Source organism: Pantoea sp. CTOTU50773 (assembly GCF_032082325.1).
GTDB lineage: Bacteria > Pseudomonadota > Gammaproteobacteria > Enterobacterales > Enterobacteriaceae > Pantoea > Pantoea communis.
Genome location: NZ_DAMDQC010000139.1, coordinates 1 through 11,427 on the forward strand (window position 1 = coordinate 1; position 11,427 = coordinate 11,427).

Consider the following 11,427-nt stretch of genomic DNA (forward strand, 5'->3'; position numbering starts at 1 on the left):
CCAGCGGGTTGGATGCAGCGTGATGATCGATGACGCTTTTCACCACATAGCCATCAATTCCGTATTTCACCCACACACCGGCTAATACGAAGCACACCATCATCACCAGCGCACTGATTTGCGCGGTGCCGCGCGCTCGCAGGTGCAGATCGCCGTTGGTACGCATCTGCAGATAGGTCGCACCCTGTGTCAGGATCATCGCGACGCTGATCACACCCGCCAGCAAGCCAAACGGATTGAGTAACTGGAAGAAGTTACCGGTGTAGAACAGACGCAGATACTCATCCGCATGGAAAGGTACGCCCTGCAGCAAGTTGCCGAAGGCCACGCCAATCACCAGTGGTGGTACAAAGCTGCCGATGAAAATGCCCCAGTCCCAGGTGTTGCGCCAGCGCATGTCCTCAATCTTCGAACGGTAGTCAAAACCCACCGGACGGAAGAACAAGGAAGCCAGTACCAGAATCATCGCCACATAGAAGCCGGAAAACGCCGCAGCGTAGACCATCGGCCAGGCAGCAAACAGCGCGCCACCCGCGGTGATCAGCCATACCTGGTTGCCGTCCCAGTGCGGGGCGATGCTGTTAATCATGATACGTCGTTCGGTATCGGTACGGCCAAGGATGCGCGTCAGCATACCGACCCCCATATCAAACCCGTCGGTAACCGCAAAGCCAATTAGCAGCACGCCAATCAGCAACCACCAGACAAAGCGCAATACTTCATAATCAAACATGGTTGCTCTCCTTATCCACGAACGGGCTGAGCAGCCGCTTTCACGGTCTCATGATGGTAGCGGCCAGTCTTCAGGCTGCTGGGTCCCAGACGGGCGAACTTGAACATCAGGTACATTTCCGCCACCAGGAAAATGGTGTAGAGACCGCAAATCAGAATCATTGAGAACAGCAGGTCGCCAACGGTCAGTGAGGAGTTCGCTACGGCGGTTGGCAACACTTCACCAATCGCCCAAGGCTGACGACCGTACTCAGCAACAAACCAGCCCGATTCAATGGCAATCCATGGCAGCGGAATACCGTACAGTGCCGCCTTAAGCAGCCAGCGGCTCTTGCCAATGCGGTTACGAATCACGCTTAGGAATGACAGAGCGATAATGCCCAGCAGCAGCACGCCACACAGCACCATGATGCGGAAGGCGAAATAGAGCGGTGCCACACGTGGAATCGAATCCTGTGTCGCTTTCTGAATCTGCGCTTCAGTCGCATTCGCCACATCCGGGGTGTAGCGCTTCAGCAGCAAGCCATAACCGAGATCCTGTTTGCTGGCTTCGAACTGGCTACGCACCGCAGGATCTTTGCTGCCCGCGCGCAGTTCATTCAGCAACGCGTAGGCTTTCATGCCGTTGCGGATACGCACTTCATGTTGCGACAGCAGATCTTTCAGACCGGTGACCGGTGTATCCACCGATCGCGTCGCGATCAGCCCGAGCAAATACGGGATTTGAATCGCGTACTTGTTCTCCTGCGAATCCTGATCGGGAATACCAAACAGCGTGAAGGCCGCAGGTGCAGGCTGCGTTTCCCACTCGGCTTCAATTGCCGCCAGTTTGGTTTTCTGCACGTCACCCATTTCGTAACCGGATTCATCACCCAGCACGATAACGGACAGAATCGCGGCCATGCCAAAGCTGGCTGCAATACCGAATGAGCGCTTAGCGAAAGCCACATCGCGGCCTTTCAGCAGATACCAGGCACTGATACCCAGCACGAACATCGCGCCAGCGGTGTAACCTGCCGCCACAGTGTGGACAAATTTCACCTGCGCAACCGGGTTGAGCACCAGCTCGGGGAAGCTCACCATCTCCATGCGCATGGTTTCGAAATTGAATTCAGAAGCGATCGGGTTTTGCATCCAACCGTTCGCAACCAGAATCCACAGCGCAGACATGTTAGAACCGAGCGCCACCAGCCAGGTTACCGCCAGGTGCTGGACTTTGCCAAGGCGATCCCAACCGAAGAAGAACAGACCAACAAAGGTGGATTCAAGGAAGAACGCCATCAAGCCTTCAATGGCGAGCGGCGCACCAAAGATATCGCCGACGTAGTGGGAGTAATATGACCAGTTGGTCCCGAACTGAAACTCCATGGTGAGACCGGTTGCGACACCCAGCGCAAAGTTGATACCAAACAACTTGCCCCAGAACTTGGTCATGTCTTTATAAATTTGCTTACCCGTCAGGACATATACGGTTTCCATGATCGCCAACAAAAACGCCATACCCAGCGTTAAGGGGACGAACAGGAAATGGTACATCGCCGTCAGGGCAAACTGTAAACGCGACAGCTCGACAATATCTAACATGATGACTCCTTGCTCCTCGCATGAATTTACTCTGCGGCTGACAACGGTAAACAGCGAACATTGACGTGCAGAATAAGATCCAGGAACGACTGATTATTGATTCCAGTTTTATTACTGACAGAACAGAGAAATCTGTAGCCCGAAATGAGTGAGTAACAGTGGTGAAAATTTCCCGAAAAACCGATCGCTTCAATCTGTTTCGAGCAGGAGTGTGATGCAAGAAGGCGGCAGAATTGCGCTAACAACGCCTGGCTCAAACTCCTGAAAATTCGCGGAAAAGACTGAATTGATGCAGCGCAATTTATACCGTTTGTCGTGCGTGATGCCAGCAGTAAAGTTTGTTATATCTCACGCTTTATTGATCTGGATTAAGACAATAATTTTTCAGATATGTAGTGTTAGCGTTGTTGTTAATTAGTTGTCATGAACGCGTGATGCAATTAAGGAAATAATTACTTCTCCCGTATTTTTTTAACGTTAATACCGGATACTCAGGTTTAATTTCCCCTGTGAGATCACGCACATTTTCCTATCTTTACCTTACCAACTCAGTAAGCATAGCCGCAGATTTTATCTCCGTTACGGTTTTTCCCTGCTTTTTGTGTGCCTCTGCACAGGGCGCTGTGGCCACTGGCTATCCCTCTCTTCCAGACATAAAAAAAGCCACCCGAAGGTGGCTTCATGCACATCAACAGTGATGACTTATTTGATTGGCAGAACGGCTTTAACGGCGTCGCCAATGTCAGCCAGGCTGCGTACGGTTTTCACACCGGCCGCTTCCAGCGCGGCGAATTTCTCGTCAGCGGTGCCTTTACCACCAGCAATGATGGCGCCTGCGTGGCCCATACGTTTGCCTTTCGGTGCAGTTACACCCGCGATGTAGCCGACAACCGGCTTGGTCACGTGCTCTTTAATGAAGGCTGCGGCTTCTTCTTCCGCGCTACCACCGATCTCACCGATCATGACGATCACTTCGGTCTGTGGGTCATCCTGGAACATTTTCAGGATATCGATGAAGTTTGAACCTGGGATCGGGTCACCACCGATACCGACGCAGGTTGACTGGCCATAGCCGATGTCAGTGGTCTGCTTAACCGCTTCATAGGTCAGGGTGCCTGAACGAGACACGATACCTACGCGACCTGGCTGGTGAATGTGACCTGGCATGATACCGATCTTACATTCGCCTGGGGTGATCACACCTGGGCAGTTCGGGCCAATCATGCGCACGCCAGCTTCATCCAGCTTCACTTTCACGGTCAGCATATCCAGCGTTGGGATACCTTCGGTGATGGTGATGATCAGTTTGATGCCTGCGTCGATGGCTTCCAGGATACCGTCTTTGCAGAACGGGGCTGGAACGTAGATCACGGTAGCAGTGGCGCCAGTGGCTTCTACTGCTTCACGCACGGTGTTGAACACTGGCAGACCGAGATGTGTGGTGCCGCCTTTGCCTGGCGTGACACCGCCAACCAGTTGCGTACCATAGGCCAAAGCCTGCTCAGAGTGGAAAGTCCCCTGGCCACCGGTGAAACCCTGGCAAATGACTTTGGTGTTTTTGTCGATAAGAATGGACATTATTTACCCTCCGCGGCAGCAACAACACGCTGCGCAGCGTCTGTCAGGCTGGTTGCTGCAATGATGTTCAGACCGCTGTCGGCCAGTTTCTGCGCGCCCAGCTCGGCGTTGTTACCTTCCAGACGTACCACTACTGGCACGTTCACACCCACTTCTGCAACTGCACCGATGATGCCGTCTGCGATCAGGTCGCAACGCACGATGCCGCCGAAGATGTTAACGAATACCGCTTTAACGGCATCGTCAGACAGGATGATTTTGAAGGCTTCGGTTACGCGCTCTTTGGTCGCGCCGCCGCCGACATCAAGGAAGTTAGCTGGCTGGCCACCGTGGTGTTTCACGATGTCCATGGTACCCATTGCCAGACCGGCACCGTTCACCATACAGCCGATGTTGCCATCCAGCGCAACGTAGTTCAGTTCCCACTGTGTTGCATGTGCTTCACGTGGATCTTCCTGGCTTGGATCGCGCATTTCACGCAGCTCAGGCTGACGGAACAGTGCGTTACCGTCGGCGCCCAGTTTGCCATCGAGGCAGATCAGGTCGCCCTGCTTGGTGATCACCAGCGGGTTGATCTCAACCATCGCCAGATCGCGTTCCAGGAACATGGTCGCCAGACCCATGAAGATTTTGGTGAACTGGCTAACTTGCTTACCGGACAGGCCCAGTTTGAACGCCAACTCACGACCCTGGTATGGCTGAGGTCCGGCCAGCGGATCCAATGCCATTTTGTGGATCAGGTGCGGGGTTTCTTCCGCCACTTTCTCGATTTCCACGCCGCCTTCGGTGGAAGCCATGAAGATCACGCGACGGGTAGCACGGTCAACCACCGCACCCAGATAGAGTTCCTGGTCGATGTCAGTCGCGGCTTCAACCAGAATCTGGTTTACCGGCTGGCCATCAGCATCAGTTTGGTAGGTCACCAGACGCTTGCCCAACCAATGCTCAGCAAATGCACGGATATCTTCCTTGCTGTTCACCACTTTCACGCCACCCGCTTTACCGCGGCCACCGGCATGTACCTGACATTTTACTACCCACGGACCTGCGCCAATTTTAGAGGCGGCTTCTTCTGCTTCACGTGGCGTAGCGCAGGCGTAACCAGTTGGAGCTGGCATGCCATAGCGAGCAAACAACTGCTTCGCCTGGTATTCATGTAAGTTCATGATGTTCTATCCATTCAGATATGAGTTTGGGCGCACCGTTGTGCGATGCGCCCGGCGAAAATTAGACGTCCAGCAGCAGACGCGCCGGATCTTCCAGCATCTCTTTCACCGCGACCAGATAGCCCACGGATTCGCGACCATCGATCAGACGGTGGTCATAAGAGAGTGCCAGATACATCATTGGCAGGATCACAACCTGACCATTGACCGCCATCGGGCGCTCTTTGATCGCGTGCATGCCCAGAATCGCGCTCTGCGGTGGGTTGATGATCGGCGTAGACATCAGGGAACCGAACACACCGCCGTTGGTGATGGTGAAGTTACCGCCGGTCAGCTCGTCAACCGTCAGCTTACCGTCACGGCCTTTCACCGCCAGTTCTTTAATTTTCTTCTCGATGTCAGCCATGCTCAGCGCATCAACATCTTTCAGCACTGGGGTTACCAGGCCGCGCGGCGTAGACACCGCGATGCTGACGTCGAAGTAGTTGTGGTAAACCACATCTTCGCCATCGATAGAAGCGTTCACTTCTGGATAGCGTTTCAGGGCTTCAACCACCGCTTTGATGTAGAAGGACATGAAGCCCAGACGCACACCGTGACGTTTCTCAAACGCGTCGCCGTACTGCTTACGCAAATCCATGATCGGCTTCATGTTGATTTCGTTGAAGGTGGTCAGCATCGCGGTGCTGTTCTTCGCTTCCAGCAGACGCTCAGCCACACGCTTACGCAGACGCGTCATTGGTACGCGTTTTTCGCTGCGGTTAGCCACAGCAGCCTGTGGTGCCGCGGCCGCTGCTGCAGGCGCCGCTTTCGCGCCGTCAGCTTTCTTCGCGACATGCTTCTCAACATCTTCACGCGTCAGACGACCACCCACACCGGTGCCTTTAATCTGGCTCGCGTCGAGGTTGTTTTCAGCGATCAGGCGACGAACCGCTGGGCTCAGCGCATCGTTGCTCTCTTCTTCCAGAGACGCGGTTTTACGCTGTTCTGGTGTCGCTTCTTTCGTTTCTACTTTCGCAGAGGTCTCTTTACCACCGCTGTTGCCTTCCACCAGGCGGCCTAACAGCTGGCGCGAGAGCACCGTAGCGCCTTCGTCTTCCAGAATCGCTTCCAGTACACCGTCTGCTGAAGCAGGCACTTCAAGCACAACTTTGTCCGTTTCAATCTCAACCAGTACTTCATCGCGACTGACCGCATCGCCGGGTTTTTTGTGCCAGGTTGCAACCGTTGCATCCGCTACGGATTCAGGCAAATCGGGAACCAGAATTTCTACGCTACTCATTTTCTTTCCTTTTAATTAACCAAGGTTCAGCGCGTCGTTAACCAGGTCTTGCTGCTGTTGTTGATGTACGGACATGTAGCCCACGGCTGGTGAAGCAGAAGCCGGACGACCTGCGTAACGCAGTGACGCACCGAAGGGAACCACTTCGCGGAAATGATGCTGACTGCAATACCATGCGCCCTGGTTCAGTGGCTCTTCCTGACACCAGACGAAATCCTGCACATGCGCATAATTTTTCAATACGTCCTGCACTACTTTGTGCGGGAACGGATAGAGCTGTTCGATACGCACGATGGCAACATCGGTCTGCTCATTCTTGCGACGCTGTTCCAGCAGATCGTAATAAACCTTACCGGAACACATCACCACGCGTTTCACTTGTTTCGGATCCAGATCGTCAATCTCGCCAATCGCCGGTTGGAAGCTGCCATTGGCCAGCTCTTCCAGGCTGGAGACCGCCAGTGGATGGCGCAACAGCGATTTCGGTGACATCACAATCAGCGGACGGCGCATACCGCGCAGCGCTTGGCGGCGCAGCATGTGGTAAACCTGTGCTGGCGTTGATGGCACGCATACCTGCATGTTCTGTTCAGCACAGAGTTGCAGATAGCGCTCCAGACGCGCAGAGGAGTGCTCTGGCCCCTGACCTTCATAACCGTGTGGCAGCAGCATCACGAGGCCACACATACGGCCCCACTTCTGCTCGCCGGAGCTGATGAACTGGTCGATCACCACCTGAGCACCGTTGGCGAAGTCACCGAACTGCGCTTCCCAAATGGTCAGCACGCGCGGTTCTGCGGTGGCATAGCCGTATTCAAAGGCCAGTACCGCTTCTTCTGACAGCACGGAATCCCAGACCTTGAACTGCCCCTGGCCGTTATGGACATGGTGCAGCGGGGTATAGGTTGAGCCGTTGGTTTGGTTGTGGATCACCGCATGACGGTGGAAGAAGGTGCCGCGGCCGGAGTCTTCACCCGACAGACGAACAGGAATGCCTTCATCAACCAAGGTCGCGTACGCCAGGTTTTCCGCGCCGCCCCAGTCAAATGGCTTGTTGCCTTCCGCCATTTCTTTACGGTCATTGTAAATCTTCGCCACGCGCGACTGCACTTCGACGGCTTCCGGTACGCTGCTGATGCGGCGCGCCAACTCTTGCAGGCGTTTGTACTCAACCGTGGCAGGATAGTTTTCATCCCACTCGTGGTTCAGGTACGGCGACCATGTGAAGGAGTGCAGGCTCATCGGACGCCATTCTGGCACCACGCATTCGCCTTCATCCAACGCATCACGGTAGAGATTGACCAGTTCAGTCGCATCTTCTAACGTCGCCACACCTTCGCTTTCCAGCTGATCGGCGTAGATCTTACGTGGCGTTGGATGTTTCTTGATTTTCTGGTACATCAGCGGCTGGGTTGCACTTGGCTCATCCGCTTCGTTATGGCCGTGACGGCGGTAGCACACCAGATCGATAAACACGTCGCGTTTAAAGGTGTTGCGATAATCCAGCGCCAGGCGAGTCACGAAGGCCACCGCTTCTGGATCGTCCGCATTCACGTGGAAGATTGGCGCCAGCACCATCTTGCCGATGTCGGTGCAGTAAGGCGTTGAACGCGCATCTTTCGGGTTCGAGGTGGTGAAACCTACCTGGTTGTTAATCACGATGCGAACGGTACCGCCCACTTCGTAACCGCGCGCCGCAGACATGTTCAGGGTTTCCTGCACCACGCCCTGGCCGATCACCGCCGCATCACCGTGGATGGTGATCGGCAGAACTTTGTTGCTGCTTGGCTCAGCCAGACGATCCAGACGTGCTCGCACCGAACCCATGACCACTGGGCTTACGATTTCGAGGTGTGACGGGTTAAACGCCAGCGCCAGGTGCACTAAACCACCTTCGGTTTCAACGTCAGACGAGAAGCCCATGTGGTACTTCACGTCGCCGGTGCCGAGGTGCTCTTTGTGTTTGCCGGAGAATTCGTCAAACAGATCCTGTGGCTTTTTACCCAGTACGTTGATCAGGACGTTGAGACGACCACGGTGCGCCATCCCGAGAACCACTTCACGCGTACCGCTTTTGCCTGCATGGCGAATCATTTCGCGCAGCATCGGCACCAGTGCATCACCGCCTTCCAGTGAAAAGCGTTTTGCACCCGGGAATTTCGCACCGAGGTATTTTTCCAGACCTTCAGCCGCGGTCAGCTCTTTCAGGAAACCTTTTTTCTCGTCGCTGCTGAATGACGCATGGCCGACCACCGATTCCAGACGCTGCTGAATCCAGCGTTTCTCATCGGTGTTGTTGATGTGCATGTACTCTGCACCAATCGAGCCACAATAGGTCTGCTGCAGCGCCGCGAACAGATCAGCCAGCTTCATGGTCTCTTTACCAATGGCAAAGGAACCTACGTTAAAGCTTTCCTGAAAATCGGCGTCGGTGAGATCGTGATAAGAAGGGTCAAGATCCGCCACCCGATCCTGTTTCCAAAGGCCGAGCGGATCGAGGTTAGCGTGCTGATGGCCGCGGAAGCGGAACGCATTGATCAGCTGCAACACTTTAACCTGTTTGGAATTAGTAGCCGGATCGGTGACTGAGGATGTGTAGCGGGTCGCATCTTTTGCCAGGCGGCGGAAGTAATCACGCGTGGTGGAGTGAAACTGCTCAGGTTTCACGCCAGTGCCGGGCAGCTGTTGGAACAGCTCGCGCCACATTTCATCAACTGAGTCAGGATCGGTCAGGAAATCCTCATAGAGTTGCTCTATGTAGGATTGGTTCGCGCCGGCCAGCCAGGAGGAGTCCAGCCAGGGTTTCATCGCGCTGTTCTGCATTGTGATCCCTTAAGCATTAATCTGCTTTTTATGAGGTTTCATTTGTTGCCGCTTTCGCGGCTTGCCGTAGTGAGTTCAGCGATACGAACCTGTGCGCAACCGGCGCCTGGCCCGTAAGGGAACCTTTATAAGCGTGGTCAGTACCGCGCTTATAAAGGCTTCCGTAAACTGCCGGGAACCTTAAGTTCCCGGACAGTGACTTCAGTGTGTTACGCCCCGCGTTGCAGCAGCATCGACTTAATATGGCCGATAGCGCGCGTCGGGTTTAGTCCTTTCGGGCACACGCTCACACAGTTCATGATGCTGTGACAGCGGAATACACTGAAAGCATCGTTCAGATTGTCCAGACGCGCATCGGTTTCGGTATCGCGGCTGTCGATCAGGAAACGGTAAGCGGCTAACAAACCTGCCGGACCGATGAACTTGTCCGGGTTCCACCAGAACGATGGGCACGAGGTTGAGCAGCAAGCGCACAGAATACACTCGTACAATCCATCCAGGTGCTCACGGTCTGCCGGGGTCTGCAGATGCTCGCGTGCTGGCGGATTTTCCCCATTATTCAACAGGAAAGGCTTAATCTTCTCATACTGCGTATAGAATTGTCCCATATCAACGACGAGGTCGCGGATCACCGGCAAACCAGGCAGTGGACGGATAACAATTTTCTTCGTGCCATTACCCAGCGCGGAGACTGGCGTGATGCAGGCCAGACCATTTTTACCGTTCATGTTGAGGCCGTCAGAACCGCACACCCCTTCACGGCATGAGCGACGGAAGGCCAGCGTCGGGTCCTTCTCTTTCAAACGGATCAGCGCGTCCAGCAACATCATGTCACGACCGTCTTCTGACTCCAGCGTGTATTCCTGCATACGCGGTTTGTCATCGACTTCCGGGTTGTAACGATAGATAGAAAATTCGAGTCTCATGATGATCTCCGCAATTAGTAGGTACGCGCTTTCGGCGGGAAGGCCGCACGCAGTTTCGGTTGCATGTTCACCTCACGGCGCGTCATGCTTTCCGTTTGCGGAACATAGAGGCTGTGACACAGCCAGTTAGCATCATCACGTTCCGGGTAGTCGAAGCGGCTGTGTGCGCCACGGCTTTCGGTACGGAAGTTTGCAGCGACCGCCGTGGCGTACGCGGTTTCCATCAGGTTATCCAGCTCAAGGCACTCGATACGTTGGGTGTTGAAATCTGGCGAACGGTCATCAAGACGCGCTGACTTCAGACGTTCACGAATCACTTTCAGCTCTTCCAGACCTTCACGCATCGCATCACCTTCGCGGAATACCGAGAAGTTGTTCTGCATGCAACGCTGCAACGCTTTACGGATTTCAACCGGATCTTCACCCGTGGTGTTGTTTTCCCAGCGGTTGAAGCGCGCCATGGCGGCATCAATGTTTTCCTGCGTGGCTTCGCGCAGTTCACCCTGCTCTTCCAGACACTCCAGCAGGTGCACACCCGCCGCGCGGCCAAATACCACCAGGTCGAGCAACGAGTTACCGCCGAGACGGTTAGCGCCGTGTACTGATACACAAGCAATTTCGCCTACCGCGAACAGGCCCGGAATCACTTCGTCTTCACCCTGCTCGTTCACGCGCAGCGCCTGACCGGTCACTTTGGTCGGCACGCCGCCCATCATGTAGTGGCAGGTTGGAATAACCGGAATCGGCTCTTTAACCGGATCGACGTGCGCAAAGGTACGCGACAGCTCAAGGATACCCGGCAGACGCGATTCCAAAACTTCTGCGCCCAGATGATCGAGTTTCAGCTTGATGTGCGGGCCCCATGGACCGTCACAACCACGGCCTTCACGAATTTCCACCATCATGGAGCGTGCGACCACGTCACGACCTGCCAGGTCTTTGGCGTTTGGCGCATAACGCTCCATGAAGCGTTCGCCGTGTTTGTTCAGCAGGTATCCACCTTCACCACGGCAACCTTCAGTGACCAGCACACCCGCACCGGCGATACCGGTTGGGTGGAACTGCCACATTTCCATATCCTGCACCGGCACACCGGCACGCAGCGCCATACCTACGCCGTCACCGGTGTTGATGTGCGCGTTAGTAGTGGACTGGTAAATACGGCCTGCACCGCCCGTTGCCAGAATGGTCGCTTTCGCTTTGAAGTAAACGGTTTCACCGGTTTCCATGCAGATAGCGGTACAGCCGACAATCGCACCGTCTTCATTTTTCACCAGATCCAGCGCATACCATTCGGAGAAGATGGTGGTTTTGTTTTTCAGGTTCTGCTGATACA

8 protein-coding genes are annotated in these 11,427 nt (G+C 54.7%); all 8 read right to left on the bottom strand.

Annotated elements, in window-relative coordinates:
* A partial coding sequence (cydB, locus tag RT340_RS18090; protein ID WP_313377425.1) for a cytochrome d ubiquinol oxidase subunit II occupies window positions 1–733 on the bottom strand: 733 nt, incomplete at its 3' end.
* An 11-nt stretch (window positions 734–744) separates the two neighbouring features.
* Window positions 745–2,316 carry a cytochrome ubiquinol oxidase subunit I gene (cydA, locus tag RT340_RS18095; RefSeq protein ID WP_313377426.1) on the bottom strand — a complete coding sequence of 524 codons (1,572 nt, stop codon included), beginning with the start codon at window positions 2,314–2,316 and terminating at the stop codon, window positions 745–747.
* Between the two features lie 702 nt (window positions 2,317–3,018).
* Entirely contained in the window at window positions 3,019–3,894 is an 876-nt protein-coding gene (gene sucD, locus RT340_RS18100) for a succinate--CoA ligase subunit alpha (protein WP_034829155.1), read from the bottom strand.
* A complete protein-coding gene (gene sucC / locus RT340_RS18105) occupies window positions 3,894–5,060 on the bottom strand; it encodes an ADP-forming succinate--CoA ligase subunit beta (RefSeq protein WP_097117414.1) in 1,167 nt (388 codons plus the stop codon). Before sucC ends, sucD begins: the two co-directional genes overlap by 1 nt.
* Window positions 5,061–5,121: 61 nt before the next feature.
* Window positions 5,122–6,342: a 2-oxoglutarate dehydrogenase complex dihydrolipoyllysine-residue succinyltransferase gene (gene odhB, locus RT340_RS18110; protein ID WP_034829152.1), complete on the bottom strand. Its 1,221-nt coding sequence runs from the start codon at window positions 6,340–6,342 to the stop codon at window positions 5,122–5,124.
* A 15-nt stretch (window positions 6,343–6,357) separates the two neighbouring features.
* Window positions 6,358–9,165, bottom strand: coding sequence for a 2-oxoglutarate dehydrogenase E1 component (gene sucA, locus RT340_RS18115; protein ID WP_160832598.1), 2,808 nt, complete (start codon window positions 9,163–9,165; stop codon window positions 6,358–6,360).
* A gap of 209 nt (window positions 9,166–9,374) precedes the next feature.
* Window positions 9,375–10,091, bottom strand: a complete 717-nt coding sequence (locus RT340_RS18120; protein ID WP_034829149.1) for a succinate dehydrogenase iron-sulfur subunit — start codon at window positions 10,089–10,091, stop codon at window positions 9,375–9,377.
* 14 nt (window positions 10,092–10,105) lie between these two features.
* Window positions 10,106–11,427: FAD-binding protein (locus RT340_RS18125; RefSeq protein ID WP_313377427.1), on the bottom strand; the 1,322-nt coding region annotated here is incomplete at its 5' end.

What these genes read in the sequence shown, in the direction of transcription:
- cydA (WP_313377426.1), bottom strand. Translation starts at nt 2,316, where the DNA reads ATGTTAGATATTGTCGAGCTGTCGCGTTTACAGTTTGCCCTGACGGCG.
- sucD (WP_034829155.1), bottom strand. Translation starts at nt 3,894, where the DNA reads ATGTCCATTCTTATCGACAAAAACACCAAAGTCATTTGCCAGGGTTTC.
- sucC (WP_097117414.1), bottom strand. Translation starts at nt 5,060, where the DNA reads ATGAACTTACATGAATACCAGGCGAAGCAGTTGTTTGCTCGCTATGGC.
- odhB (WP_034829152.1), bottom strand. Translation starts at nt 6,342, where the DNA reads ATGAGTAGCGTAGAAATTCTGGTTCCCGATTTGCCTGAATCCGTAGCG.
- sucA (WP_160832598.1), bottom strand. Translation starts at nt 9,165, where the DNA reads ATGCAGAACAGCGCGATGAAACCCTGGCTGGACTCCTCCTGGCTGGCC.
- RT340_RS18120 (WP_034829149.1), bottom strand. Translation starts at nt 10,091, where the DNA reads ATGAGACTCGAATTTTCTATCTATCGTTACAACCCGGAAGTCGATGAC.